The organism is Streptomyces sp. NPDC001135 (assembly GCF_053598395.1).
On sequence record NZ_JBSFKD010000032.1, the window covers coordinates 51,418 to 77,861 of the forward strand.

Consider the following 26,444-nt stretch of genomic DNA (forward strand, 5'->3'; position numbering starts at 1 on the left):
CTAGGCCGGCTGGGCCGGGCGAAGTTGAACGGGCAGACACGGTCACGTCATGGCGATCAGAGACTCGACACCTCATGGCCATCCGGAAGTCGCGCTTGCCCTCGTTCCACACCGGTCTCCAAACTGCCCATCCCTGCGGTCTATCTGAATCAGCATCAAAAGGACAGATCCACTGAACGACGCCACCCTGGCCTCGGCGTCCCGCCGCCACTGCTCCCTGCGAACGTCCCGCCGTGAGGTGCGGTACATCAGCCAGTGCGTCAGCGTGAACGACATCAGCGTCCCGTAGCCGACGCCGCTCCGGCCGATTACCGGTTCGCCGAGCAGCGGCAACAGATAGAACGGCGCCGGGGCCGCCAGGCAGACAAGCCAAGTGAGCAGCGATATCGGCACCTTGTGAGTGCGACGGAAGACCGAAACGCCCCATATAATCACGGCGATCGTGACCGAGCGGTAGATGGCCGCGACGGCCCCGTTGGCCGCCCACGGCAAGGAATCCATCGTCTCGGCAGCAAGGACGGTACCGGGGGCGTGGAGCAACGTCGTACCTCCCTGAGGAGACGCCAAGAGGGACGCTGTCTTAGTCCGTGTGGTGACCGCTCCTGGCGGACCGTGCGGTCAGCGGCGGAGGCGGCGGGAGAATTCTGACGTCCTTACGGACCCTGTCGCGCTCGGTGGATATCGCGGTGCGTACTTCGCCTAGGGAAATCAACGCCAAAAAGGGAATGGACACACCCCTCATCAGGAACGGGGTATGGGTGTGGCCCATGAACCGGATCGCCATGAAGAGCATCAGCACCTGGGTCAGCAACACCCCTGCCACATTCGCGTATCGGAAGGTGCCCGCGCTCGCTACTTCGCCGGGCAATCGCGATTCCAGGCTCGAGATGAACGGTTCGATCTGACGGCGGACCATGGCACGGTTCCTCCTTCGTACACCGCCCGCCTCAGCCGCAGGGTCGAAGGCGACGAATTCCCCTGTCCAGGTGTCGTCGAATTGCACGACACCCCGCAGCGGATGCCGCCAGTCCGCGTCGCCCATGGCCGGATAGTCAGGCAGCGTCGGCAGAATCACAGGCGGGTGGCCCACCCCGAGCAATCGCTCAGACCTTTCTTCGAACACTACTGCGGCTGCGTCACAGAAGCGCCGGTAGTCCTCGGGGAGTCCGCAGACCAGCAGGAGCAGCCGGGAGGGCGGCAGCAGCCGCACTGCCTGAGTGAATTCCCACAGGGTGCCGTCGGCGCTCTTCGTCTCCTCGCCGATGCCGGCCACTAGCAGGACGAGACGAGCGCGCAGCATGCCCTCGCTGACCGTCCGCTTCCAGTCATCCTCGCGCAGGTAGAAGCGTTTCGCTCCAGGCAACGCGAAGGGCTCGCCGGGGCGGCCGACGGCGACGACTTCACCGCATGGGCGGAAGAGCCCGACAATCTGCTCCTCCCAACTGTCCTCGGCGCCTGTGGAGTCGGCGAATCCCAGCATCCGCGCGTAGGGCAGGCGCGCCCTGCCGCTCACGAGTGGGTCGATCGCCGCAAGCCTGTCGTCCTCCGCAAAGGGGCGGAGATAGAGCAGGTACGTCAGGGCACGGTATGCCTTGAACGAGGAAAACTCCTGCTGGTACCGCCGCCTGGCCTTGGCGATGCGCCTACGACCCGCCCACAGTGCTATCAGGAAGCCCGCGACAGCAATGGGAACTGTCGGCAACACGGACCAGTCGCCGTTCAAGGCGAGCCCGAGGCCCGTCACCGCAAAGCTTATGTTGATGTATGCGGTGACACCGGCAAGCCAAGCGGTCCAGGCGTCTTGGCGGCGCCGTCCGGATCGATTCACGGTCAATTCCCCCCCCCCTGCGTTCCGGGGCCGCGGTGCCTGTGACGACAACGGCACGGTGTCGGGCCCAGAAGTAGTCGTCCTCACACGCCCGTGTCTGGCACATAAATCCCAGGCGCTGCCGGCGCACCACGGACACGTCGTCGAAGCCGTGGACTTCGGCCTCACACTTCAGAGCGTCGCTCGTCAGACGAGCAGCAAGCCGAGTGCTTCGGTCGTACAGCCGAAGCAGGTGCAAGTTCTCGGTCCGGTCAATGACATGTGTGTCTCTGCTGTCGCCTGCGGGCGGAGCCCTCCTGCCACACCACGTCCACGGGAAGGTTGCATGAGCGGGCGGCGAGGACCGCGTCGGCACTACCGCCACCCTTCCGCTCGGGCCGGTCCGGTCCCACACCGCGGCCGGCCGGTCGGCGCGCTCCAGTAAAACGGCAAGGGCCGCGTCCAAGGCTTCTCTGAAGGAATGACGGCGACCAGGCGCGCGTTGGCGGCAAGGGCGGCTTCGGCGAAGAGAGAGTCTGCGCCTTCGGCAAGGCAAGAGACGGCGTCAAGGGTTTCGTCGGCATAGTGCAGGAGCAACTCACTCAAAGAACTGCGGACCAGGCCCACCGTATGGCCGGTGAGGTCCGTGTGCCCGGTCACCGCGAGGGTCGTCACGGTCCTTGTCCTTTCACGCGACGACACGTCGCGGCTCGCGGTGCTGCTATCGCCCAGGCGCCGCCCTGGAAGCATGTCCGAGCGGCAGAGCGTGCGCGGTCAGCTGGTCACGACGCCGCAGAAGCCGAGGAGGTACGCGACGCCGAAGGTGACGGGTACCCACTGCTCGACATGAGTCAGCGGCAGGTACTTGCGCCAGTCGCGGCCCTCACCGAGCGCTCCCCACTCCGCACGGGAGTAGGCGAATGCCGGCAGCCGTTCCTCGAAGGCCCCGATCACCGCATACTTGGCACCGTTGAGCTGCCGGTATGAACGGACCATGACGTACCACGCCGCGCACTGCGCGAGCAGGATCACGAGCCCTGAGACCGACAGCCAGATGGAGACGCCCGCTGCCGCGCTGCCCGACACCGCCGCGACGACTGCTACGACCGCACTGTTGGGAGACAAGAAGAAAGTGTTGGTCAGGTTGCGCCGGGAGCTGACCCGATCGGCCATCTCCACACAGATCTTGTACTGCTCGAGTACTGCCTGCCGGTAGCGGACACTGGCCTCCGAGTAGTCGGCCGCACTGATGTCCGTGTTCCATAACGTGTCCCCGATGTCGCCCATGTCACCAGAATGGCGAACGCCTCCGGCCGGCGAGGCGGATTCGGCCAATTCGCCTGGCGTCGAGCTGCCCCAGCGAGATGACGTACCGCTGGTCGAGCGGGACCAGCTACCCGTTCCCGACGGTTACACATCGCCGAGGACCTGTATCGGTCTACAGACCGGTGTCTGTACGGCACCAGCCGCTCAACGATCCCCACCGCGCCCCACAGCCCACCGAGGCAGCCAAATGGGATGACCTCTTAGTGGACGCTCAGGTTCGGTGCACAGGTCGGCGAGGACCGGGCCGTCATTCGTTCGGAGTAATTGTCTCTGACCGGCTGTTTGCGGGCCGTCCCTGCCGGACAGCAACCTGCAAAGCGAAGACTCAAACTGTTCTGTTCCGCTCTGACCTTGTTACTGGCCTGGACGGGGCTGTCGGCCCCCGTAGCCTCCGCTGCCTCCCCCGCCCCGTCGATCAAATCAGTGGTGTTGCAGCCGTGGTTCACCAACCAGACCACGCGCACGCTGACCCTGGCGGGCTTCAAGGCCAATCCGGGCTGCTTCCAGCCCAATCCTCCCCAGCAGATTCCGCCCGGCGGGCATGTGACGTGGCTCGTCAACTGCGGCCCCCAGTACATCGACGGCTACGTCACCTACACCGTTGAGGGCAGCGGCGCCCAGGGATACGCGTACATGCCCTTCCACCTCCCGAACCCCGGCGGGAATCCCTTCGGCGGCACTCAGGCCGGGGGCCTGTTCGCTCTGGACCTGCGGTTCGTGCCTGTCAGCAGCGAGGTGCACTACACGTTCCGCTGTCTGTCGCCCGTCTGCTGACTCTCAGCGGCGGCGAGCTGCCCGGCGGTCTCCTTGGGGACATCGAGGACAGCGGTGTGGATGGTAGTGGACGGCAGGTGAAGCCCTGGTTGCACGGAACGTGATCTCGACAGACCCGTTCCTGCCATGGGCTTCACACATGTCTGCCCGGGGCACCACAGGCGATCACGCACAACATCACCTTGCTGAGTGAGCATTCTGCGCCGGTTCGTGCTGAGCGGACACAGGGCTGTGTCGGTGCTCAGCCCGGGGCGGTTGGCGAGGAGGGCATCGGCTGGGACAGGGTGAACAGGCCGGGGTCGGCCTCGGCGAGGATGTCCCGGTCGACCAGGCGTTTCAGTTCGGCGCGGACGCTCTCGGTGTGCCGCGGTTCGGTGCCGATGCCCAGGATTTCGCAGATCTCCCTGGCGCGGAGTCCCTGCCCAGCCTGTTCGAAGGCGGCGAGGACCTCGCGGTAGCCGGGTGGCAGCGGTTCGGACGGCTCGATGCCGTCCTCGGCAGCCAGTTCCAGCATGGTTGCGCGGGTGATGTCCAAGCGTTCCAGGGTGCGTTCGGCGGCGGTGAGCTGTTCGGTGAGGAGTGCGATCTGTTCACGCAGTTGCCCGACGGTCTCGCGTATCAGCTGCTGCCGGGCTTCGGCGCTCCTGCTCTGTGGGGGTGCCGGCCGCCGGGCGGGTCGCGCCAGGTCGCGGTGGTGGTGCGGGTGAGGCGGCGGAGCATGACGCCGGTCATGGACCAGTGGATCCAGGCCACGGAGCTGGCCGGTCTGGTCTCGTAGTCACGCGCGAGGCGTCGGTGGAGCATGAGGGTGCCGAGTGTCTGCTCGACCAACCACCGCTTTGGCTGCGGAGTGAACCCGCATGTTGCGGGCTTGCGTTGGATGATCTCGACATCGATACCGAGGCGGGCGCCGTGCTCCACGACGGCCTCCTTGAACCCGGCGTCCACCCACACCTTGGCCACCGTCGGCGCGGTCGCGGTGACCTTGTCGAGCAAGGCGATGCCGATGGCGTTGTCGTGCACGCTTGCCGCGACCACGAGCACGGAGATGACCAGGCCTTTTACGTCGGTGGCGATGATGCCCCGTTTCCGGAAGGCCTTGCTCGAGGCGCAGCGGTCCTGCGCGACCATGAGGAGGTAGCCGAACGTAGCGGGGTACTGTTCGGCGCGCTGCGCCGAGCTGGTGACGGTGTTGCGTTCGCCGCGGCGTTGGACGTTGACGCGGACGAAGAGGACCCTTTCGCGTGGCAGCGGCTCCTGGCACACCGTCTCCAAGGCACTGGTCACCGCCCGACGGACCCTGACCATCACCTCCGCCGTCGTCGGCCCGGCCGGCCACAGCCTCACCGACTCGACCACCGCCCTCTCCGGCCCTGCGTCATGCGGTCGCCCCCGCCGCGCCCGGCGACCTCCTCAACGCGGAGTGGCAGGCGTCCTGGCCATCGTCTTCCTCCGCAGACTCACCCGCATGCAATAAGTGCCCCGCCCTTCCTGGCGCAACGGGATCGCCCACTCGCGCTCAGCCTCCCGCCGCTCGCGGTCAGCACCCGTACGCGATGCCGCCGACCGCCAGGGCGGAGTCCGCGCCGATCCCGGGCCGCGGTGGTTCCACCGCCTGCTGACGGCGTGGCAGCAGCTCGCCAGAGACCGCACATCCCCTTTGGCGTCCTTCTCCAGAACACGCACACCCCCACAGCGCCTCCAGCCAGGCCCTGCTCTGACGCATCCCGCCCACCCCGCACCTCGTGCCGCCCTCCGCCGGTGAACCGCCCGTAGGTATCAGGTCTCGACGAGCGGGCGGGAACACCCAAGAGTCGCCAGAACGTGCGGCCAGTGGGAGAAGGGCCTGTCCCCGGCGGGCACTCCGGCGGCCAGCCGAAGACCGCCCCGCTCGAGCTCGCCGACCGAGTGCCCGAAGTCGGGCGGCATGTCGTTCAAAATCCTATAAACTCCGCCTGCACTGTTCCACGTCAAAGGGGGGTCCTTTGCGCGCACGTCTTGCTGCCTCAGCCCTGGCCGTCGCCCTCGCCGGTGTCTTCTTCAGCGCACCGGCCGCATCAGCGGCGACCCTGCCGTCCACCAACACCGCCCACCGCTGCATCCACCACACCACCGGACTGTGCGGCTGGACGCACCGCCAAAAGCCCAGGGACAAGTACGAGACCGCGAAGTGCCAGGACGCTTCCGTCTCGTACTCGCGGCACTCCCAGGGCACCTGTTCCCACCACCACGGCGTCCGCTACTGGTTCAAGTAGGCCGCCACAACGGCGGGTGCCTCCCCCTTGGCCCGGAGGAGGCACCCGCTAGTCGGGCGCCGCCACTGATGGCGGTCCCGATAGCGGTAGTTGCAGTAGTCCTTGTCAGCCACCAGAACCGAGGTGACGTACCTCGGCAGTCCGTCGGCGTCCCGCTCCACTTCCTGTGAGGTTTGTCGGGTGAAGCCCAGCGACGCCCCTGGAATCAGCGGGTACTCGGGCTGCGACGTATCGGCCGTCCAGCCTCGCTGGGCAGCATGCTGGAAGAGCATTGCGGCGGGAGCGGTCAACACCTCGTCGCCCTCGAGCAGGACGCGTGTGCTGGAGCTGCGACCCTCATCGGGCCACGACAGCTCGATTGCGGTGACATGGGTGCCGCCTTCGGCCAAGGGCTGTCCGCCGACGTCGTCGAGGGTCCAGGACGCTTTCGCCGAGTACCGGCCCGGGCGCCCCAGCACCAGGTACCGGATCCAGCGTGGCCAGGTTTCCGCCCCAGCTCTGTACGAGTCCGAGGGTGAGGAACGCCAAGAGCTCGGAGACCAGGCTGGGCCGATGAGGTAGAGCGAACCCCAGCCAGGAGGGTGCACCTGCTCCTACTCGGACTGGGCCGGTACGGCCGGAAGGCCCACTGCGATGGCCTCCGTCGGCCTGCCGTCGCGTCTACCTCCCCGGGCGAAGCTGTGACTCGGCGCTTCGCTTGGCGGATGAGCGCTTGAGTTGGCGGGGCTACGTCGAAAGGGGCGGGCAGCGCGTACACCCGATCAGCCCGGCAACAGGAAGCGGTATGCGAATAGGCATGCTTGGGGCGGGAGTGCTGTCACCTGTTGCAGCGCACGTCTGTCAAGCCTGATGGTCGTACGCGTAAGCCCGGCGGCGAGGGGCCGGGGCTCGGCCGGACAACGCGGTCTGACGGTACGGCCAGCGGTACGGGGCCCGTCATGTTGGCCATGTTGTTGAGCCTGCGGCGCATGCTGGCCCGGGCCTTGGAGATCACGGCGGCGCGACTGTCGGGACGCGCCAGGCCGGTCGGACGCTCCAGTGCCGGCCACCGGTCGCAGCTCGGTGCGTGCCGCCGGCACGGAGTGGGCCGTGTTCCAGTTCTGATGCCGCCACAGACGTACCGGACTGGCGCAGCAGGCGGCGGCGCAGTGCGGTGGTGTCACGGCGGTGGGGCGTGGCGCCGGTGGCGTTCCCGGGGTCCTGCGTGTGCACCGGTCGTTGGGGAGGTCGGTGGCGTCCATACCGAATTTGCTGCGATCTCGGACGCGCGGTCTGTCCGACCAGCGCGACGCGAGCGGCTTACTTGGCCGCCGAGCCGGACAGTTGGCCAAACTGAGCGTCGTAGTCGGCCGCCTGGCGGTGGTCGGGACTGGCAGGCGACAAACCCGGGGAAGGCAGTTGAGTGCCCGACCGGGTCCACGCTGCCGCTCCTGGCGTGCACATTCCGGTGCCTTGATCCCCACACCACCTGATGGGCCACCATCTGGTCGGACTGCTGTGCGATTGCAGGTCCGCGGCGTTGAGCGGGCTGGTGGCGCGGCTCTCAGGTCCACCGCGGCGGGGCGTCGGACAGACTCAGCAGGGCCTCGGCCGCGCCCCGCAGGCTCAGGCCGCCGGCTGGTCCCCTTCCGACTGGCCGCCACGTAGTACCCGGGTACGGGCCTGCAGTACGTCCAGCCACAGGATCTCTGCGGGCGCGTGAGCGAGCGCGACTGTTTCCGTGTACCCCGCCTGAGGCATGTCGGCGGCGGTAAGAGCGGGAGGCCACCCCCGTTCCTTGCGCCAGACCACGAGAACTGCCTGCTCGACGAGCAAGGCCTGCCAGCCCATGGGCAGGTAGACCGTCGCGTGAACCTCCCAGCCTTCACGCTGATGCTGCTGGAGCCGTGGTGTACCGATGTTGCAGACCCCCACCTTCGCGACGTGTAGCTTCGGGTAGACGACGAGGTAGACCACGGTCGGCGCCAAGGTGTTGAAACCGAAGTCCGCGCAGTTGCGGCACGGGCCCTGGCGGTGGAGATTGTCCAGCCTTGGGCTGCACGGTGCCTCGCATACCCTGCAGAGGCCTGGCCACGGAGTACGAGAGGTGCGGTAGGGGATCTCGGGATCGGGAGTGAAGCCGCGAGCGAACGCGTATTCCCGGGCCTCTGTATCGGTGAGTACGGTGCCGACCGCGCAGTGGCGGCACCCACTGCGTCCGCTTTTGACGCTGCCGAGGGTGGGCGTCACAGTCCGCTTGCAGGTCAGGCAGCAGCAGCTCCAGGGATTTCTGACGCCGGGATAGGCCTCAAGCGGCTCAACGCCGCCAAAAGTGACCATGTAGTCGAAGGCGGCGCGGGGGTCGATCACTGTGCCGGCACACCACTTGCATGGCCTGCTGCCCCTGCGGACAGTGCCGAGTCGGGGGTGGATCTCCTTTCGGCAGTCCGGGTTGAGGCAGCGACAACGCCAGCGGACGTTGACGCCGGGGTAAGGATCCAGGGGCTCCGCCCCCGCCGCACGCATCTCTTCGACGGCGACCGCGTCAGGCACCCGCACCCGGTTGGCACAGAAGGCGCAGCCACCTTCACCGTTCAGCACCACGTTCGCGTACCGGGGCTTGACGAGGGCGCCGCAGGTAAGGCATCGGCACTTCCATGGATTCAACGCCCCTGGGTACTCCTCAACCGGCAGCACTCCTCGGTCGATCATTTGCTGGGCGGCACGCTCAGGACGCACCGCGCGTCGCGCGCAGAACTTGCAGGCCGACCGCTTGCTCGCTCGGACGTCCGACAAACGGGGGCGGATGTCAGCAGGCGCGCCGTCCCACACGCCCGGGCATTGGGGGTTCAGACAACGGGACTTCCACGGCGAGTCGACGCCAGGGTAGTCCTCCAGCGGTTCGACCCCGGCGGCCCGCATCATGTCCACCGCCTCCGCAGCAGACAGACGGCGCCGTGCGGCTGCCGCCTTCCGGGCGCAGTGGGTGCAGCCACCTCGTTCGGGACGCATGACATTGTTGTAGGTCGGTGTGACCCAGGACCCGCACGTCATGCATACGCACAGCCACTTACGAGCTCCACCGGGCCAGTCCGACACGGGCCATACGCCCTTCTCGATCATCTTGGCCTTGGCTGCAGCAGGGTCGATCCGGCGGCGTCCGACGAGGTGGCCCCCATGTGTTCCACGTACCGCGTCCGAGTCGTCAGCCATGGTGTTGGGCGCCAAGACACTGTCAGACGCCTTCGGTACTGCGGCGGCCTGCACTGCATTGCTCAGACGCAGCGCCGCTGTGTAAGACAGCCCCAGTCTCTTCGCGCGGGCACGGGCCGCTTTCTTACGGGCGTTTGACCCATTTTTGGGCACGGTCTCTCGATCTCTGGCAGGATCCCACGCCTCCCACCGTGACACCGGCATGGCCGTACCGTGGTGGCGCGGGCCCTGAGAGCCTTGACCCTGTTCGCGCTGGCTGCGTGGGAGCCGTGCGCAAGAGTGAGCGGCGTGCGCGTCCTGCCGCTGTGATGCAGCGTAGAGCATCAGGGTCACAACGCGCAGGGCAATGCTCGGAGCCGCAGGCGACGCCAGCGCGACGGGAGCCCTTACCGGGAGAGCCCATCAGCATCGCCCACTTCTAACGTCCCCACCATCGACGGGCGGGGCGAAGTAGCTGGGTTCCTCAGCAGCCGCGCCTGCGCGTGCACCTCGGTGGAGAACAGCAGTTGCTCAGGCGTGCGTGGCCCGCATCACGGCGACGATGGTCGGGCCGGAGCCTTCGTCTGGTTCATGTCTCCGATCATCTCCCACAGCCGCAGCGCCCGCCCTCGGTGCCGGTGCGCCATGTGGTGGACGCCGGCGGCGGCGTCCAGGTCGCCGATCAGTTGCCAGCACGTGGCCTCGTCTTGGCGGTCGCCGTGCCGGTGGAACAGACCCGCCGCGCGCTCCAACGCCGGGCTCGCCCGGTCCCGGTCGTGTTGACCGGCGTACACGCGGCCGACTTCCAGCAGCGTGTACGCGGCGCACCGCTCGTCGGCCAGTTCCTCGAAGGTGGCCAACGCCTGCCACAGGCAGCGCAGCGCCTCGTCCGGATCACCGCGCCGGTCATGCAGCCGGCTGAACCGCCGCAGCACGACCGCCACCCGGTGCCCGTCGTCGAGTGCCCTGGCCTGACGCAAGGCCCCGTTGAACCACTGCTCCGCTTCGTCGAGTTTGCCCTGCATGAGCGTCATCACGGCCATTGAGCAGGACAGCTGCGCTTCGATGTGCCGGTCACCCACACCGACCGCGATGGCCAGCGCCTGCTCGACACGTTCGAGGGCTTCGTCGTCACGGCCCTGTACGCGGCTGACCGTGCTCAGCATCGCCATGGACAACGCCTCGCCGCGCTTGTCCCCACCGTCCCGGCAGAGCCCGACGGAGGACTCCAGGGCATGGGCAGCCTGGTCGAACTCGTCTCGGTAGATGTGCAGCTGGCCAAGACCGCGCAGCAGCACCGATGTGCCGCGCACGTTGCCGGCGGCCTCGGCCGCGTCCAACGCGAGCCGGTGCCCGTGCTGCCAGTCCTGATACAGACACCGGTGGTCGTAGTAGGTCGCCGTGCCGGCCGCCAGCTCCCAGGCCAACTCGTCCAGGCCCCAGTCCACGGCCAGTTTCACCGCGCCGAGCAGGTTGTCGCTTTCCGCGTCGAACCAGCCGAACGGATCGGCCATCAGCCGGTCCACGACCGCATCTGGCAGCGGCCGGCGCGGTGCCGAACCGGGGGCGGCGGCCAGCAACCCGGCCGCCGGCAGTCGATCGGTGCCGCGCCCGACCAGCTCGAGCCAGGCGGCCAGCACTCGGATGATCGCGTCCCGCTTCTCCGTCACCGGCAGCGGGGCGGCGATCTCCACGGCACAGGTCCTGATCAGGTCGTGCAGCCGGTAGCGCGGCTGGCCGATGGCGTCGGTGGCGGTCAGCCGAACCAGGCTGGCATCGACGAGGGTGTCCAGCACCTCCTCTGCGTCCGAGCGGTCCAGCAGCGGGCCGACCACCCAGCCGGGCAGGGTGTAGGCGCCGAGCAGTCCAAGCAGGCTCAGCGCGCGCACCGCGTCGACCGGCAGCAGCCGCAAGCTCAGTTCGACGCTGGCTCGCACGCTGAGATCCCCGATCCTCAGCTCGGCCAGCCTCCGGGACTCGTCCTCGATCCGTTCCCGCAGCACCCGCAGCGACCAAGCCGGGCGGCCCGTGAGCTTGCCGCTGGCGATCCGGATCGCCAACGGCAGATTGCCGCAGCAGTCGAGGATCGCGTCGGCCTCCGCCGGTTCCCGCTCGACCCGCCGCCGCCCGACAATTCCGGTGAACAACTCCCGCGCCTCTGCCGGGCTCAGCACGTCCAGGTCGATGTGCCGAGCGCCGGGAAGTTGCGTCAGCAGAGTGCGGCTGGTGATCAACACGGCACAGCCGTCGGCCCCGGGTAGCAACGGCAGCACCTGATCGGCGTGACCGGCATCGTCCAGCACCACCAGCATGCGGCGGTCCACCAGCAACGACCGGTAGAGCGCGGCCCGCTCGAACAGGCCGTTCGGGATCGCGCTGCCGGCGATCGAGAGCGCGCGTAGCGCCTCGGCCAGCATCAGCCCCGGATCCCGCGGCTCGTCCGATGTCGCGGCGAGGTTGAGATACAGCTGGCCGTCGGGGAAGGCGGCGCTCGCCAGCCGCGCGGCATGCGTCACCAGGCAGGACTTGCCGACACCGGGACCGCCCGTGATGACGGCGACCGGGGCCCGGTTCGGCGCAGACCCGTCAAGCAGTCCGGCGATCTCGGCCAGTGCCTCGGCCCGGCCCACGAAGTCGGATACGTCGAACGGCAGTTGACGCACGGGCATCGCCATTGCCAGCCCGGCGGCCGCCGCGTCAGGACTCTCCGGTGGTGTGTCTGAGGAACCGCTCGGTGGGACCGGAGCGGCCAGGGCGGGATCTGCGGTCAGGATGCGCTGGTGCAGCGCCTGGAGCGGCGGGGTGGGATCGACGCCGAGTTCGTCGGCCAGTGTCCGGCGCAGGCGCTCGTACACCTGCAGCGCCTCGCCTTGTCGCCGACACCGGTAGAGGGCGACGATCAAGTGTTCGGCGACGTCCTCGTCGTAGGGGTTCTCGCGGAGCAGGGCGGTCAGTTCGTCGATGACCTCCCGATGACGCCCCAGGTCGAGTTCGATGGCCAGGCACTGTTTGTGCGTCGCCACGCGTCTTTCGTTCAGCCGTGCCGCATCCAGCTCCAGGGCCCGGCTGGAGATGTCGACCAGGGCGTTTCCACGCCAGCAGGCCAGCGCCCGCCGTAGCGCGACAGCTGTCTCGAACGGGGCCGTGTGCTGTTCGGCGAGGCGCCGCTCGTGGTCGAACTCCAGCAGGTCGAGCTGTTCCGGGGCCAGGTGGATCTCGTAGCCGCCACGCCGCGTACTGATCAAGGAAGCGGGTGCTCCGCAGGCTACGAGGTTGCGGCGCAGTCCGGAGACAGCGTCCTGGACCTGGCGGACGGCAGTGGCGGGCGCCTTCCCGTCCCACATCACGGCGACGAGCCGTTCCATGGCAACGATGTCGTTGGCGTCGATCAGAAGTGCGGCCAGCATCTTGGCCTGCCGCGGTCCGTTGAACCGGACCTCGCGTCCGGTGATCTGGGCGCGTAACGGCCCCAGTAAGCCGAATCTCATGTTTCCCCCGGCCCGTGACGATTAGCGCCAACCCCCGCTGACCTCGCAGTAGGACGAATCTAGGACGGCCGACGGATCCGTGTCCATAGCGTTCCCGTAGCGGGGCTGACCGAAGGCGGGTGGGCCGGCAATACGTGTGGAGAGTGCCTTCGCATTCCGGACTTGATGCGACCAAGGGGGGTGGCTGGATCCAAGTGGTGAGCACGTCTGGCGAACGGGAGTGTCCGGTGCGGCATGACCAAAACGATGCGGACACGCTCGGGCACAGGACACGTCCAAATCCCGCTTGGAGCGCAGGACCCCAACCCTGATCGGTCGACATGAAGCACACCGCATTGCATCAGGGAGCCGCGAAGGACAACCGAACTTCGGCTTGACATCCGGGGGGTTGCTCTGGATTTCGGGTCAGGGATTGCACCAGGGCTCAGAGCGGCCAACCTCGCGACCCAAGGCCGTCACTTTCGTGAGATGCCAAAAGGAGCTGCACCATGAAGGCAATACTGAGGTCCGCACTCACTCTCGCCGTCATGACCGCCACGGTCTTCACAGCCGTGACAGGAACGGCGTCCGCCTCGATCTGGATCGAGAATCAGCAGCTGGGTCTTCGGGCCCTCAGCGCCGATGGCGGCCAGTGCATCCGGGCCAACCCCTATCAAGGCAGCTTCATCAGTGAGTGCGGCATGTGGGGCAACGAGGATGACTGGAATCTCGAGTCCGTCTACCCCGACGCACCCAACCATGCCTACGCCAACGTCCGGATCCGCAGCACGCGCCTGGACAAGTGCCTCACGGTACTGAACCAGGCCGGGCCGCCCGGCGGAGCCAGCAAGGAGGTGTCTCCGCGCACCTGCGACAACTCACCGTCCCAGGAATGGGCCAGCACCCGCAGCGCCGACGGCTACCTCAACTACTTCAACTTCCAATACCGGGTATGCCTTGATGGTGGCTACGGGGATACCTATGGATTCCCGGAGAACGGGTGCAACGCCAACGGAGAGAACTACTACCAGGATTGGTACTACCTTCCCGCCGCCTGACTCCATCGCCCCGACAGCCAGGCTGAGCAGGCACACTCAATCCAGCTGCGATCTGGCATGGGAATGGTGCGACGAGCCTCCCAACTCGGGGTCCACGCAAGGCCAACTCGCATGGGGGACGCATGAAAAGCAAACTCGCCACACTCGTCCGCGCCGCTGCCGCCCTGGGGCTCGCGACGGCTGGCACCGTGGGCCTGGGAGCCGGTGCCGCGCACGCCGACACCCTGAGCTGCTCCGACCAGATGTGGAGCAACTACAAGACCGAGTACCGCATCTGCATCGACTACATCGACTACGCCCACGCCGTCGTGAAGTGGGCGGTCAACACCACCTACCACACCACTGACGAGCGCTTCCATCTCCAGGTCTTCGGCGGCTGCCAGAACGGCTACAACGCCGACTGGAACGACATCTACCAGTCGGGGCAGAACGTCGGCCAGCTCGCGATCAGCTGCCCCGCCGGCGAGGCCAACGGGGGGATCGACGCCCAGCTGTGGCCCACCGAGTCCTACAACTACAGCGGCCCCGTCGCAGAGGCGTGAGCCGTACCATGAACGGACGCATCCTCACCCGCGGCCTCGCGGCCCTCGGCCTGGCCACCAGCGCCCTGGTCGGCCTCGGCGCCGCCGCCGCGCACGCCGACGAGCCCGTGTTCTGCTCCCAGCCCTACTACAGCGACTATGGGGCCCGCTACACGGTGTGTCTGCGCTACGTCGCCTGGGACCGTGCCTACGCCACCTGGGCCGTCGACCCGACGTTCGCCAGCACCGACGAGCGCTTCTACCTCCGCCTCGCGAGCGGCTGCGGCGATGTCTACGACATCAACTGGAACGACAAGAACGACCAGGTCTGGGACTTCACCTACTCCCCGACGTTCACCTGCACCGCGGGCGACCTGACCTTCGAGGCGATCCTGCGGCCGCAGGAAACCGGCCACTGGTCCGGTCCCGAGGCCGACGCCGGCTGACCCCTCCAACCCCCAAGGAGAGACATGATCAGACGCATAGCCACCGCCGTCGCGCTCAGCATCGCAGCCGCCGGCCTCATGGGACTCGGCGCAGGCACCGCCAGCGCCACCGGCCAGTGCAGCCACCTGGGCGAGAGCCACTTCGGTGCCGTCTACGACTTCTGCATCGGCCTGGTCACCGGCGGCGCCAACGAGGCCGACTGGCACGTCAGCACCTACCAGTCCCGCACCGACGAGCGGTTCTACGTCGTCGTGCACGACGTGTGCGGCGACGTCTACACCTTCAACTGGAACGACTACAGCCAGTGGATCTACAACGACGCGAACGGCGGCCACCACAACTACGTGGTCATGAGCTGCAACGTCAGCTACGCGGCGATGTTCCCGACCGAGGCCAGCCAGTCTGACGACGGACCGACGGTGCAGGTCAACGGATGAGCCGACACATCTCCACCAGCCTGGCAGCCCTCGGCCTCGCGGCCGCCGGCCTTCTCGGCACGGGGGCAGGCTCGGCCCACGCTGCGGACCCGGGCTGCTCGGACTGGGCCAAGACCGCGCACGGCGCGAGCTACCGCGTCTGCAAGGGGAGCAACGTCTTCTCCTGGCAGGTCATCACCGTGGGCGCGAGCACCGATGAGCGGTTCTACATCGGCGGCCACGACGACTGCGGGCACTCGTACTACCTCAACTGGAACGACCGCGGGCAGACGCAGCTCAACCAGTCGTACTGGGCAGCCGCCTGCAACATCACCTACGGCTACATCACCCCGACCGAGGCCACCACCGCGAACGACGGCCCTGAGGTCTACACCCCCTGACCCGACCGCACGCTCAACTGCCCCCCGGACACGGCCATCAGCGTCGATCCTCCTCCTTGTGTCAGCCGTTGTCAGCGGGCGACCGTCCAGAGGCGGATCTTGTTGTCGGCGCCGGCGCTGGCGAGGAGCTTGCCGTCGGTGGTGAAGGCGACCGAGTGAACGGCGCCCGTGTGGCCGACGAGAGGGTGGCCGAGTGGTTTCGGTTCGGCCGGGTCGGTCAGGTTCCAGAGGCGGACCTTCTTGTCGGCGCCGGCGCTGGCCAGGACTTTGCCGTCGGTGGTGAAGGCGAGGCAGTAGACCGCGTCCGTGTGACCGGACAGCGGGGCGCCGATCTGGGTCGGGTTCGCGACGTCGGTCACATTCCACAGGCGTACCGTCCGGTCCCCTCCTGCGCTGGCCAGGATCTTGCCGTCGGGGCTGAACACCACGCTGTGGACGCGGTTCTTGTGGCCGGGGACGGGTACGCCCACGGTGGCCGGCGGGGTGGCCACGTTCCACAGCCGGATCGAATTGTCGGCGCTGCCGGTGGCCATGAGGCTCTGGTCCGGACTGAACGCCACGGAGAGGACGGCGTCGGTGTGGCCGGTGCCGGGACGGCCCATCGGTGTCGGCTTCACAGGGTCCGACACATTCCAGAGACGGAGCGTCAGATCCGCGCTGCCACTGGCGAGGATGGTGCTGTCGGGATTGAAGGCGACCGAGAAGACCGCGCCCGTGTGGCCGGTCAGCCGGCTGAGCGGTCTCGGTTGCGCGGGATCGGTCGTCTTCCACAGCCGGACCGCGTTGTCGTTGCCGCCGCCGGCCAGGAGGCCACCGTCGGAGCTGAACGCCACCGCGTCGACGTTGTCCGTGGGGCCGGTGAGGGAGACGAGCGGTGCCTTCTTCGCCGGGTTGGTCACCTTCCACAGCCGGATCGTTCGATCGGCGCTGGCGCTGGCCAGGATCTCTCCGCCGGGACGGAACGCCACCGACAGGACGGCTCCCTGGTGAGCGACGAGGGTTTGCCCGGGAGAGGGCGCACCGGTCACCTTCATCGCCGGGGAGTCGCTCGACGACGGCCCGCTGGAGCCCGATGTGTCGTGGTCCGGCCCGCCTTTGACCAGCCTTTCCAGGGCCGCTGCTCCGAGGGCCAGACCGGCGGCGGAGCCCGCGACCAGGAACCCGCGCCGATTCCACCGGGTCGGCGGCGCCCCCTCGACGTGGGGTGTGTCGCCGGGGTGCGCCGCGGTAGGCGGGCCCTTCACCAGGGTCAGGCCTCCCGCCGTGTTCATCACCCGCCGCTGGGGCAGTGGTAATGACCGGGCGAGGAGGTGGTGGTGCACCTTGTCGAACAACGCGTCGAGGGTGAGCGGATCCGGGCGGCGCAGCGCCGTGAGCAGTGCCTCGGTGAAGGCGGTGTGGGTCGCGCCCGGCAAAGCCCGCGAGGGCTTGGTCGCCGATGACGAGGCGAGGACGTACGTGCCGGCGATGTCGATCTGCCCGCTGATCAGCCCTTGCCCCTCCCCCATCGGTCCGGTCGCCCGACCGGAGAAGCAGCAGTCCAGCACGAGCACCCTGACCGCCGCGCCACTGTCGACCATCGCCTCCCGCAGGACGTCGTAAGGGAGCGCGGTCACGCTCGTCCGAGCCGGGTCGGTGTGGAGCACGGCCAGATGGAGCCTGCCCTGCCCGTCGACGACTCCGTGACCCGCGTAGTAGACGAGCAGTACGTCCGTGGCCTCGCCGGCGGCCTCGGTGACGGGGATGCCGAAGTCGGTCGGGACCCGGGGCTCGTCGACCACGACGCAGTGCTCGTCCCGCAGAGTCCCGTTGACCGGATCCGTGAGGACCGCCCTGAGATCGGCGAGGTTCGCCCGCACCGCCGGGAGGCCGGGCAGTTTGGGGTGCTCGTACCGGCTCACGCCGATCAGAACGGCCCGCGAACCAGCCGGATCCGGGAACCGGGTCACTCCGGCGTCCCCTCTCCGTCCCCGCCTGCCTGCCCGTCCGCCAGCAACCGTTCGACGACCTCGGCCAGTGCGGGGACATCGACGCGCTTGCCGTCCACCTCGACGGTGCGTCCGTTCTCGTTGGTGACGGTGATCCGCAGGTCCGCACGGCGATGCTGGAACCATGTGGCCAGAGCGCCGATCAGCGCGCCGACGGCGGCCGCGCCCACGCCGCCGGGACCGATGGCCACCACCAGGGCGTCCAGGCCGCCGCCCATCTCGCCCGGCGTGATCGGAGCGTGTTCGACGCGTACGTGTCCGCGCAGCGCGTCCTCGTGCCGCAACCAGTCGAAGAGGGATCTCAGCTCGTCGGGCCCATGGTCGCTCTCGCCGGACGCGGACTCGGTACGGATGCGCAGCTCTTGAGATGTCGCCGATGTCACCCGCTCATCATCCCGCGCAAGAACCGGAATCGGGCCGAATCTCAGCACTTCGCCTTCTGCGCCTGCGCATCAGAACCATGGTCCGCGCGGAACAAGCGTGATCTCGGGGTACGGCTGACAACGGCTGACTCACTGGGTTGAGTTGCCGGTGGGTGATCGGGCAGCAGGAGAGTCTGAGGAATGCTTCGTGGATGTCGGCCTGTCGTTCCCGGCGGATCCGCAGGCGGCGGAAGCCGTGCAGCCGGGCGGAGCCGCGCTCGATCACCCACCGGTACCCTCAGCCCGGTGCCGTGCCGTGTTCCGCGGCGCCGGTCTGTCTCGGCTTCCTGGAACTCCCGCTCGAACTGGAGGTGCTTGTGCTGCAGTTGTTCCTGTTCGCGCTGCATCTCCAACTGCGTCATCCGAACTGACCCGGCCCGCCCCCTGCCGTAGTGATCCAGGCAGTCCCCCGCCGGCCGCCAGGGCTGCCTGGCAGGTAGAGATGGCCAGGCGGCCGCAGCCGTTACTCACCTTCCAGTGCTGTCACGAGCTGAGGGAGGTTGCCGCCGGCCACGATGAACGCCAGGTGATCGTGGAAGTCCCGGCTGTGGACGATCAGGCCGTCGCGGACCCGCAGCACCTGGATGTTGGCGGACTCGAAGGCCCGTCCGGTGCTCCGGTGGTGCACCTGGTAGTCCCACTCGGCAACCACCACTTCGGGATCGTCAGTCTCCCGGATCACCACGTTCGTCGCGTGAAGTTCAAGGGGCGAATGCGCGGCAACTTCCGCGAACCTCTTCCTTAGCGCGTTCCGCCCCTCGAACCGCCGCGGCCCGACCGGCTCGAAGGCAGTCTCGACCACGGCGTCCTCGGAGTAGAGCTCGGCCAGTTCCGGTAACCGCCCCGCGGTGATGCCCCCCAGCAGTTTGAGGAAAACGTCACGCGGCGACACCGTTGCAGACATGGTCAACCCCCATCGGAGTGTGCCCCTAGAATCGGACTAGCGGCTCCGATTGAACGATACGGACTGGGCACTCCGGTTGTCCAGGGAGGGATCCGCCTTGGACAGAGAAGGGAGATGATCGGGGTGAGCGACGCTGCGGAGCGACCGTTGCGGGCGGACGCGGCCCGCAATCGAGCCAAGCTGCTGGACATCGCCACGCAAGTGTTCACCACGCGCGGCATCGGCGTGCCGACGGAGGAGATCGCCCGCGCCGCCGGGGTCGGGGTCGGCACGCTCTTCCGGCACTTCCCGACCAAGGAGGCGCTGCTGGAGGCGGTCATGGTGCGCAGGCTGGAGACGATCACGGCCAAGACCGCGCAGCTGGCCGCCGAAGCCGAGCCTGGCCAGGCCTTCTTCACCTGCTTCCGCCTGGTGGTGGAGCAGTCCGCGGGCAAGGAGGAGTTCACCCGGGCGCTTGCCGCAGCCGGGGTGGACTTGCGCACGTCCTTGCAGGAGTCGACCACGCTGATCCGGGCTCAGCTGGCCGCACTCCTGGCCGCGGCGCAGCGGGCCGGGGCCGTCCGCCCCGAGGTGGGTCTGCCGGAACTGATCGCCCTGATCGTCGGCACCGGCGCGGCAACGGAGCAGCTCACGACCGACCCGATCGCCCGAGAGCGGGTCTTCGACGTGGTCTTCAGTGGGCTTCGGCCGCACTGACTCGCCCGCGCCTCTGTGTCGGGGAACCAGAGGCGGGCCCGAGTCGCGACTTGTCGGGAGGCGGCTCCTGAAGCCGGCGGCCTCAAGCAAACGCTTGGCGCCTTGTCCCTCGCACCAACCGGACAGCAGTCCGTCACACGCACACCGCCCCTGCAACGTCCGCCTCGTCGGCTCTCCATGGTGGGGCATCGCCCTGCTCATCCGGCTCCACCCGGTGATCCAGGACTTCCCCCAACGCACCGCCAGGCTCCCCACCTGAGTCACGTGCAGGGACATCCAACCCTTAGAAAAGCCGGCAGACAGGGGCGGAGCGCACCCGAGGCCGCGGACCTCTGCCGGTGCCTCGCCAGCAGAGCATGATCGCTGACGTTGACCCTCCACACGCAACACGTGCAGAATCTGCGGGGCTGCGACTTTCGCCGGCCAACAGGGGGAAGTCATGTGCGAGAAGCGCACTCACCGCGAGACGATAGATGCCATCGCGTGGAATCCGTCGGCACCGGCCGAGGTGTTGATCAGGCTGTTGTGCGAGGAAGCCATTGCGGCCTGGAACACCATCGCCTGGCGTCCTCTGCCGGACGAGGTGGTCGACGCCGTCGTCGCGCATCCCGACCGCAGGCTGCGGTCGGCGTTCGCCGCGAACCCCTCGGTGGCGCCGGAACAGCGCGCCCGGCTCATCACCGATCCCGACGCACGGGTTCGCCATGCTCTGGCCATCGGACCCGACTGGTTCCGCATCCCGGTGGAGCCACTTCCCCTGTCCGTGCAGCGGCGTCTGCTCGCCGACCCGGAAGGGGCGGTCCGCCGAAGCGCAGCCACCTGCCGGCACACGGATCCGGGCCTGGTCGCCAGGCTGGCCGACCACCAGGACGCGGACCTTCGGCAGGCAGCCTGCCGCGAGTGGTCCCTGCTCCGCGAGGACACCCGAAACCGCCTGCTCCATGACGCCGACGAAAACGTACGCGAAGCGGCGATGATGAAGGCCTGCCGTGACGACGCGGGGTACACCGATCTCCTTCTCGACGCGGACCTCCCGCCCTTCGACCGGCAGGAGGTGATCCGGCACGGCGCCATGAGTACGGCCACCGCCGAGCGGCTCGCGGCGAGCAGGCAAGAGAGTGACCGGCGGGACCTGGCGGCCAACCTCAACGTGCCCCTCGACATCGTCCGTACGTTGGCCGGCGACGATGCGCACAGCGTCCGGCTGGCGGTGTCGGTACGCCCCGAGCTGACGGAGGAGGAACGTGCCACCATTCACGTCACCATCAGCCCGTCCGACCGGCTCCATCCCGTCGAATGGGTGCGCCGGTGCGCCGATCCCGATGTCCTGCGCCAGTGCGCCCAGTCCGCCAACATCCTCCTGCGCCGCAGTGCCGCCTACAGTCCGCACCTGCCCGTCGACGCCGTCGAACTGCTCTCGAAGGACGACGACTACCCCGTACGACTCCTGCTGTGCGAGAACCAGCCGACCGTCGACGGCGAGGTCGTGCTGCAGACCTACCTGGACTGTGAAGTCATCACCAGAAGCGCTCTCCTCGACCACCCGAACTTCCCCCGTGCGGGCGCCGGCCGACGCTTCGCCGACGACCCGGATCCGAAGAAGAGATGCCTGGTGGGACTCGACACGGAAGCGCCGGCCGACGTGGTGATGCGCCTGCTCGCCGATCCCGACGAACGCGTACGTGCCATGGCGACCACGCATCCCGCGCTGCCGGTCGACCTCATCCTCCAAAGCTGCAACAACCCGGAAACCTCCTCCCGAGCCCTCCGCAACCCCAGCCTCCCCACGGAGGTCATGCATCGGTACCTGGACGCCGCGGGCGTCCCTCGCTGACGCCGACGCTTCCCGTGCTCGTGAGCATGTCTGAGCCACATACGAGCAGCTGACGGTTTAGGGGCCGCTGAGCTCAGGAGCGGTGCGCCCGCAGGCGGTGCCGGCACCGGGCACCGGCCGTCCGAGGAAGAACTGCGGGATCAGCCTCCAGCGATCACCGAGCCGTCGCGGACCGCGACCCGCCTGTCCGCGGCGTGCCCAGGCGCATGATGACGTCGACCGGGTGTCCGTAGACGCGTCCGGCCAGAGCGTCGTACGTGCGCCACAGATCATCGCCGGCTTCCACGACGGTCACCTCGCCGTTGTGCGGCGGCAGTCCCCGATTCTTCGGCAGCGGCGATGGAGTAGGACCTCACCGTAGCTCTTCGGGCAGCTCTGCCGCGGTGACCTGGTCAGGAGTCTCGCTGCTCCGCCGACGCTCCTCGATGCACTGCCGTTCTGCGGTACTGGTCCGAGCTGTCCGGCAATATGTGTGCCCGTGGGGCGACTGCCAGTGGGGATGGATGAGCTGCTCGAGATCCGCAAGGTGCTCGACGACGAGCTGGAGCTCGGGGCGGACACGGGATGCGACGCGTCGGGGGTTCGCGCCGCTGCTGAAGTACCAAACCCGGCACGGCCGGTTTCCCGGGGGGAGGCGGAGTACCCGACCGAGGTGGTCGCCCTCGTGGCGGAGGAGCTGACGGCCTGGCTACCGGGGAAGGGGCGCGCACGCGGAGCGGAATGCGGACCTGGGGCGCGGGGCGCCGCCGAGTCGATGGCGTCCGCTCACGAACGGCGTCCGCGTACCGCGCGGATCACCTCGGCAACGGCCTTGAGGACCGTGGCGCGGTCGCGTGAGGCAGTCCCCCTCAGCGCGACCACCACGATCGATACTGCCGTGGCGGCCGTAACCAGCAAGCCGGCCACGGGCACCAAGGCCCAGGCAGTGACATCCATGGCAGTCCCTCCGTCCGTGCGGCCGTCCGTCGAACCGCGCCCGGCCCATCTCACAGGACCCCACTGCGATGAGGAACCTTTACCGGATCGGATGGACAGCAGCAGGAAAGGCCCAGGTCGCAGGCTTGACGCCCCAGCCGTCGGCAGGAGTCGCCGGATCCGGGGCGCGCGAGGGAGGACATGGTGAGCAGCACCAAGGGGGAGCTGAGCGCCGAACGGCAGAGGCTTCGCGAGGAACTGCAGAAGCTGGAGGCGACAGCGCTCAAGGGCAGGGAGCGGAAGGCCGCGATCGCCGAGGCCAGCAAGCGCCGGAGAAACAGCGAGCTACCGCCGCTGCGGAACACCACCGTCGGCGGCTGGTTCGAAAAGGGCACGCCGCCCAAGGACTTCGAGGACCTGTGGGCCCTGGTCGAGGTCCTGCTGGAATGGTCTGAGCATCCTCGGTCAGATCCCAGCAGTGGACCGGCCCACACCAAGCGGGTGCGGGAGGAAACAAGGAAGCTGTGGAAGACCCGGTACGAGCAGGCCAAGAGTTCCCGTCCCCCCAGCCGGGCCGGTACGAGACCGCACGGGTTCGACGCGGCGCGCAAGGCATACTTCGCGGCGCTGCGCCGACGGTACGCGCAGGTCGAAGTCCTGGCAGGGAGCGACAGGGTCGGCCGTCCGCCGCTCCGGCTGAAAGACGTGTTCGTCGCCCCGTCGGTCCGAATGGATCCGCCGGCGGGAGAGCTGCCGTACGACGTGCCCTCGGTCAGCGACGTCGAAGCGCTGGACCGCGTCCGACGGCCATGTCCTGACCGCCCGGTCCGCCGGGTCTGGCAGGTGCTGTCCGAACAGTCCGCTCAGCGGGTCGTGCTCCTCGGCAACCCGGGCTCGGGCAAGTCGTCGCTCGCCCGGTACCTCGCCCTCGCGCTCGCGGAGGCGACGGACGCCGACTCGGGCCTTTGCACCGACCCTTACCTTGCCCCGCTCGCCGGATCGCTGCCCCTCCTGGTGGAACTGCGCGCGTACGCCAACCCGCGATGGCGCACGTGCAGCCTCCTCGATCTCGTCGACCGCCTGCATCACACCAAGGGGCGGGGCCTGCCCAGAGACGTCCTCGAGGGGTACCTGCGCGACGGTGGCCGCGCGGTGGTGACTTTCGACGGGCTCGACGAACTGTTCGACCCGCGACTGCGCGAGGAAGTCACCGAAGAGATCGCCGGGTTCGCGGAGCGCTACCCGAGCACCCGTGTCGTGGTGACGTCCCGCGTGATCGAGTACCAGCGGGCGGTGCTCGAACGCGAGGGCTTCCGCGCGTACATGCTGCAGGACTTCGACCGGACACAGATCGACGCGTTCGTGACCCGTTGGTACCGGTCGGCTTTCCCGGCGGACCCAGCCGAGGCGGCCCGCCTGCGCGACCGGCTGCTGGCGGCCATCGACGATTCACCGGCAGCAGGTGAACTGGCCGGCAACCCGTTGATGCTCACCATGCTGTCCCTTCGCGGCGAGCACCAGGACCTGCCGCGGGACCGGCGCGGAGTGTACGAGCATGCCGTGAGTGCCTTCATCGCGCAGTGGGATCCAAGCCGATACGCACACGACGAGCGGATAGCCGAGGAAGCGGGCCGCCTGCGTGAGTGCGACCGGCTGGAACTGCTGGGCCGCGTAGCCCGTCGGATGCAGGACGACCCGGTCGGGACAGGCGGAAACCTGCTGCGTGACCGGGAGTTGATCAGGGAGCTCGATGGCTATCTGCGCGAAAGCCATGAGTTCCCACCTGATCGTTCCATGGCTCTCGCCCGCGCGATGCTCGATGAGTTCGGCGCGCGGAACAGCATCCTCAGTCACTTCGGCGAAAGAATGTATGGATTCCCCCACCGCGCCCTCCTTGAGTACCTCGCCGCGGCGGAAATCCAGCACCGGCTCACGGTCGAGCGCAGCCTGACCGGGGATGCCCTGATTCGCCAGGTGTACGGCGAGCACTGGGCCGACCCCGCCTGGCACGAAATCCTCGTCCTTGTCGCGGGAATGGTCGAACCGCGTCTCGCAGCCCAGATCGTCGACCACCTCCTCGCGGCCGATCCGCTGTGGTTCGTTCGGCGACCCGGGTCGTCGTCGGGTGAGACACCACACCACATCGTGCTCGCCGCGCGGTGCCTCGGCGAGGTTCGTGACCCCGGCGCGCTGCCCGCCCAGTCCTCCGCCGTCGTCAACGCGGTGATCGCGCTGATCGAGCACATGGTCGCGGAGCGGGCGTTCCCCGGTTCCCCGGTCACCCGCGCCGTCGTGGAGACGCTACCGCCCGTGCTCGGCCGGCTCGGCGCGCGCAACTCCACCATCCGCCGGCGCTACCACGATTGGTACCTGGCGCACGGCCAATTCCTGAGCGTCATGAGGGAGGGCTCGGACTTCGCCTGGTTCGAGGTACCGCCGGCCGCGCGAGTCGGCGCCGCGCTGTTGCGTGACAACGGCGAGTTCCGTGAGAGCCTGGTCAGTCAGGCGGTCTTCGGCTCCACTCCCGCCGACAGAGAGGAAGCGCTACGCGCGCTCATCCAGGAATGGCCCGACGATCCACAGGTCGCCGGACTGCTGCGCGAGTTCGCCGAGACAGACCCCGAGGGAAACGTCAGGTACGGCTCGGTGCAGCTGTTCGCGATGATGCGCACATCAGATCGATCCACCGTGAACTGGCTGCGGAGCTGCCTCTCCGACGCCGACCCGTACCTCCGGCAGGGGGCGCTCGTCGCACTCTGCGACGGCTGGCGCGACGAACCCGACACGTTCGTCGAGGTACGCCAACGCGCCACCGGTGACCGGAACGACCGGGTCCGCCTGACCGCGGTGAAATGCGTCGCGGACGGCTGGCCGCACGACCCGGACGCTGCGGCGGTGGTACTGGAGTGCGCTGCCCGCGATCCGGACCCGCACCTGCGGACCTCCGTCTTCGACATCCTCGTCGAGGGCTGGCCCGACGATCCGCGGACCGTGGCGCTGCTGCGTTCGGTCGCCGGCGACGCGGGGAGCGAGGCATGGGTGCGAGAGGCCGCTAAACGGGCGCTCGTCCGCGCGGAGACCCGGCCCGTCGACCCTGCCGCAGCCCTGTCGACGTTCCCACCACCCGCGGAGGATCCGCGACACACCGCCCTCAAGCACCTCGTCGTCAACCGGCGTACCGATCCGAAGACCCCCGTGCTGCTGCATGAACGGGCCGTGGCGCACCCCGACGGCACGGTCCGGGTGGCCGCGGTGCGGGCGTTGGCCACGGGATGGCACACCGATCCGCGAACGCTGCCGTGGCTGTCCGAACTCGCCACCTCCGACGCGAGCGAACCGGTGCGGCTGGCCGCGCTGTGGGCCGTCGGCTCCATCTGGCCCGACGATCCCGACGCTGCGGCACTGCTACGCAGCGTCGCCCATGCCAAGGGCAGGGTGCGGGACCGCGAGGTGGCCGTCCTCGCCCTCGCCTCCGGATGGCGCAACGACCCGGAAACCGGTTCGCTGCTTCGCAGACTCGCAGTCGCCGACACCGCCGAGTTGGTCCGCGCGACGACGGTACGGACGCTCGGAGCCGGCTGGCGCGATCACCCCGACACCGTCGCGCTGTTACGCGACAGAGCCGAGAACGACACCGACCCATACGTCCGTTGGGCCGCCGTCCAGGCTCTCGTCACAGGCTGCCGCACTCCGCAGACCGCCGCCCTACTGGGCCGACTCGCCGTTGCTGACCCCGACGAGCACCTGCGCGCGGGCGTCATTCACCGCCTGGCGGCGGGCTGGCGCGACGACCCAGAGACCGGCGCCCTGCTCCAGCGAATCGTCACCAGCCAAACCGACACCATCAGCCGACGCGCGGCGATCCGGGCACTGGCAGGCGGCTGGCGTGACGACCCCGTCACCGAGGCGCTGCTACGCGAGCGGGCCGCCGACGACTCCGACGGGGACCTGCAACGGGTGGCTGTGCAGACACTCGCCGAACGCTGGCCCTACGACCCGGAGATCCAGGCGCTTGCCGACCGCTTCTCCGACGAGTGGTAGT

Annotated in this window: 22 protein-coding genes and 2 pseudogenes; 10 read left to right on the plus strand and 14 right to left on the minus strand. The window is 68.4% G+C overall.

Annotated features, from left to right (window positions below; translation table 11 throughout):
* Positions 1-72: 72 nt before the first annotated feature.
* The 4 genes and pseudogenes from ACWC94_RS31770 to ACWC94_RS31785 form a co-directional block, all read right to left on the minus strand.
* Positions 73-540 (minus strand): hypothetical protein, encoded by a 468-nt coding sequence (locus ACWC94_RS31770; RefSeq protein ID WP_450800735.1) that lies wholly within the window; start codon positions 538-540, stop codon positions 73-75.
* Positions 541-580: 40 nt separating this feature from the next.
* Entirely contained in the window at positions 581-1,828 is a 1,248-nt protein-coding gene (locus ACWC94_RS31775; protein WP_450800736.1) for a hypothetical protein, read from the minus strand.
* A gap of 251 nt (positions 1,829-2,079) precedes the next feature.
* Positions 2,080-2,482, minus strand: a pseudogene (locus tag ACWC94_RS31780) (hypothetical protein).
* A gap of 99 nt (positions 2,483-2,581) precedes the next feature.
* Positions 2,582-3,094, minus strand: a complete 513-nt coding sequence (locus tag ACWC94_RS31785; RefSeq protein WP_450800737.1) for a RipA family octameric membrane protein — start codon at positions 3,092-3,094, stop codon at positions 2,582-2,584.
* A 462-nt stretch (positions 3,095-3,556) separates the two neighbouring features.
* Between ACWC94_RS31785 and ACWC94_RS31790 the strand changes: the two genes are divergently transcribed.
* Complete coding sequence (locus ACWC94_RS31790; RefSeq protein ID WP_450800738.1) at positions 3,557-3,907, plus strand: hypothetical protein; 351 nt, start codon at positions 3,557-3,559, stop codon at positions 3,905-3,907.
* A gap of 241 nt (positions 3,908-4,148) precedes the next feature.
* Here ACWC94_RS31790 and ACWC94_RS31795 read toward each other — a convergent pair whose 3' ends face one another.
* Both ACWC94_RS31795 and ACWC94_RS31800 read right to left on the minus strand, forming a co-directional pair.
* Positions 4,149-4,442 carry a hypothetical protein gene (locus ACWC94_RS31795; RefSeq protein WP_450800739.1) on the minus strand — a complete coding sequence of 98 codons (294 nt, stop codon included), beginning with the start codon at positions 4,440-4,442 and terminating at the stop codon, positions 4,149-4,151.
* A gap of 83 nt (positions 4,443-4,525) precedes the next feature.
* Positions 4,526-5,194 carry a transposase gene (locus tag ACWC94_RS31800; RefSeq protein WP_450800740.1) on the minus strand — a complete coding sequence of 223 codons (669 nt, stop codon included), beginning with the start codon at positions 5,192-5,194 and terminating at the stop codon, positions 4,526-4,528.
* 698 nt (positions 5,195-5,892) lie between these two features.
* Between ACWC94_RS31800 and ACWC94_RS31805 the strand changes: the two genes are divergently transcribed.
* Positions 5,893-6,162, plus strand: coding sequence for a DUF3761 domain-containing protein (locus ACWC94_RS31805; protein WP_450800741.1), 270 nt, complete (start codon positions 5,893-5,895; stop codon positions 6,160-6,162).
* Here the strand turns inward: ACWC94_RS31805 and ACWC94_RS31810 are convergent.
* The 3 genes from ACWC94_RS31810 to ACWC94_RS31820 all read right to left on the minus strand — a co-directional run bounded on the left by ACWC94_RS31810 (position 6,147) and on the right by ACWC94_RS31820 (position 12,821).
* Positions 6,147-6,620, minus strand: a complete 474-nt coding sequence (locus ACWC94_RS31810; protein ID WP_450800742.1) for a hypothetical protein — start codon at positions 6,618-6,620, stop codon at positions 6,147-6,149. The two genes, ACWC94_RS31805 and ACWC94_RS31810, sit on opposite strands and share 16 nt — an antisense overlap.
* Positions 6,621-7,767: 1,147 nt before the next feature.
* Positions 7,768-8,511 (minus strand): hypothetical protein, encoded by a 744-nt coding sequence (locus ACWC94_RS31815; protein ID WP_450800743.1) that lies wholly within the window; start codon positions 8,509-8,511, stop codon positions 7,768-7,770.
* Between the two features lie 1,373 nt (positions 8,512-9,884).
* A complete protein-coding gene (locus tag ACWC94_RS31820) occupies positions 9,885-12,821 on the minus strand; it encodes a BTAD domain-containing putative transcriptional regulator (protein ID WP_450800744.1) in 2,937 nt (978 codons plus the stop codon).
* Between the two features lie 527 nt (positions 12,822-13,348).
* Between ACWC94_RS31820 and ACWC94_RS31825 the strand changes: the two genes are divergently transcribed.
* The 5 genes from ACWC94_RS31825 (at position 13,349) to ACWC94_RS31845 (ending at position 15,643) form a co-directional block, all read left to right on the plus strand.
* The gene (locus ACWC94_RS31825; protein WP_450800745.1) at positions 13,349-13,858 is read left to right on the plus strand and encodes a hypothetical protein; all 510 of its coding nucleotides are present in this window, start codon (positions 13,349-13,351) and stop codon (positions 13,856-13,858) included.
* A gap of 122 nt (positions 13,859-13,980) precedes the next feature.
* Entirely contained in the window at positions 13,981-14,400 is a 420-nt protein-coding gene (locus ACWC94_RS31830) for a hypothetical protein (protein ID WP_450800746.1), read from the plus strand.
* An 8-nt stretch (positions 14,401-14,408) separates the two neighbouring features.
* Entirely contained in the window at positions 14,409-14,825 is a 417-nt protein-coding gene (locus tag ACWC94_RS31835; RefSeq protein WP_450800747.1) for a hypothetical protein, read from the plus strand.
* A 24-nt stretch (positions 14,826-14,849) separates the two neighbouring features.
* A complete protein-coding gene (locus tag ACWC94_RS31840; RefSeq protein WP_450800749.1) occupies positions 14,850-15,263 on the plus strand; it encodes a hypothetical protein in 414 nt (137 codons plus the stop codon).
* The gene (locus tag ACWC94_RS31845) at positions 15,260-15,643 is read left to right on the plus strand and encodes a hypothetical protein (protein ID WP_450800750.1); all 384 of its coding nucleotides are present in this window, start codon (positions 15,260-15,262) and stop codon (positions 15,641-15,643) included. Before ACWC94_RS31840 ends, ACWC94_RS31845 begins: the two co-directional genes overlap by 4 nt.
* Before the next feature lie 71 nt (positions 15,644-15,714).
* Here the strand turns inward: ACWC94_RS31845 and ACWC94_RS31850 are convergent, their stop codons facing one another.
* The 4 genes and pseudogenes from ACWC94_RS31850 to ACWC94_RS31865 all read right to left on the minus strand — a co-directional run bounded on the left by ACWC94_RS31850 (position 15,715) and on the right by ACWC94_RS31865 (position 18,957).
* Entirely contained in the window at positions 15,715-17,592 is a 1,878-nt protein-coding gene (locus ACWC94_RS31850) for a caspase, EACC1-associated type (protein ID WP_450800751.1), read from the minus strand.
* Positions 17,589-18,014, minus strand: coding sequence for an effector-associated constant component EACC1 (locus ACWC94_RS31855; protein WP_450800752.1), 426 nt, complete (start codon positions 18,012-18,014; stop codon positions 17,589-17,591). The genes ACWC94_RS31850 and ACWC94_RS31855 overlap by 4 nt, the downstream gene beginning before the upstream one ends.
* Before the next feature lie 163 nt (positions 18,015-18,177).
* Positions 18,178-18,322 (minus strand): annotated as a pseudogene (locus ACWC94_RS31860) (IS5/IS1182 family transposase); the annotation flags it as partial.
* Positions 18,323-18,516: 194 nt separating this feature from the next.
* Positions 18,517-18,957: a nuclear transport factor 2 family protein gene (locus ACWC94_RS31865; RefSeq protein ID WP_450800753.1), complete on the minus strand. Its 441-nt coding sequence runs from the start codon at positions 18,955-18,957 to the stop codon at positions 18,517-18,519.
* Positions 18,958-19,080: 123 nt separating this feature from the next.
* Here ACWC94_RS31865 and ACWC94_RS31870 point away from each other — a divergent pair, with 123 nt between their 5' ends.
* Positions 19,081-19,653 carry a TetR/AcrR family transcriptional regulator gene (locus tag ACWC94_RS31870; protein ID WP_450800754.1) on the plus strand — a complete coding sequence of 191 codons (573 nt, stop codon included), beginning with the start codon at positions 19,081-19,083 and terminating at the stop codon, positions 19,651-19,653.
* Between the two features lie 439 nt (positions 19,654-20,092).
* Entirely contained in the window at positions 20,093-21,487 is a 1,395-nt protein-coding gene (locus tag ACWC94_RS31875; RefSeq protein WP_450800755.1) for a hypothetical protein, read from the plus strand.
* A gap of 765 nt (positions 21,488-22,252) precedes the next feature.
* On the opposite strand, the gene ACWC94_RS31880 is transcribed toward ACWC94_RS31875, so the two are convergent.
* On the minus strand, positions 22,253-22,423 hold the full coding sequence (locus tag ACWC94_RS31880) for a hypothetical protein (protein ID WP_450800756.1): 171 nt from the start codon (positions 22,421-22,423) through the stop codon (positions 22,253-22,255).
* A gap of 183 nt (positions 22,424-22,606) precedes the next feature.
* Here ACWC94_RS31880 and ACWC94_RS31885 point away from each other — a divergent pair, with 183 nt between their 5' ends.
* The gene (locus ACWC94_RS31885; protein ID WP_450800757.1) at positions 22,607-26,443 is read left to right on the plus strand and encodes a HEAT repeat domain-containing protein; all 3,837 of its coding nucleotides are present in this window, start codon (positions 22,607-22,609) and stop codon (positions 26,441-26,443) included.
* The last annotated feature ends 1 nt before the right edge of the window (position 26,444 follow it).

Coding starts and splice junctions, on each gene's coding strand:
- ACWC94_RS31785 (WP_450800737.1), bottom strand. CDS start 3,094: ATGGGCGACATCGGGGACACGTTATGGAACACGGACATCAGTGCGGCC.
- ACWC94_RS31820 (WP_450800744.1), bottom strand. CDS start 12,821: ATGAGATTCGGCTTACTGGGGCCGTTACGCGCCCAGATCACCGGACGC.
- ACWC94_RS31825 (WP_450800745.1), top strand. CDS start 13,349: ATGACCGCCACGGTCTTCACAGCCGTGACAGGAACGGCGTCCGCCTCG.
- ACWC94_RS31830 (WP_450800746.1), top strand. CDS start 13,981: ATGAAAAGCAAACTCGCCACACTCGTCCGCGCCGCTGCCGCCCTGGGG.
- ACWC94_RS31835 (WP_450800747.1), top strand. CDS start 14,409: ATGAACGGACGCATCCTCACCCGCGGCCTCGCGGCCCTCGGCCTGGCC.
- ACWC94_RS31840 (WP_450800749.1), top strand. CDS start 14,850: ATGATCAGACGCATAGCCACCGCCGTCGCGCTCAGCATCGCAGCCGCC.
- ACWC94_RS31845 (WP_450800750.1), top strand. CDS start 15,260: ATGAGCCGACACATCTCCACCAGCCTGGCAGCCCTCGGCCTCGCGGCC.
- ACWC94_RS31865 (WP_450800753.1), bottom strand. CDS start 18,957: ATGTCTGCAACGGTGTCGCCGCGTGACGTTTTCCTCAAACTGCTGGGG.
- ACWC94_RS31875 (WP_450800755.1), top strand. CDS start 20,093: ATGTGCGAGAAGCGCACTCACCGCGAGACGATAGATGCCATCGCGTGG.
- ACWC94_RS31880 (WP_450800756.1), bottom strand. CDS start 22,423: ATGGATGTCACTGCCTGGGCCTTGGTGCCCGTGGCCGGCTTGCTGGTT.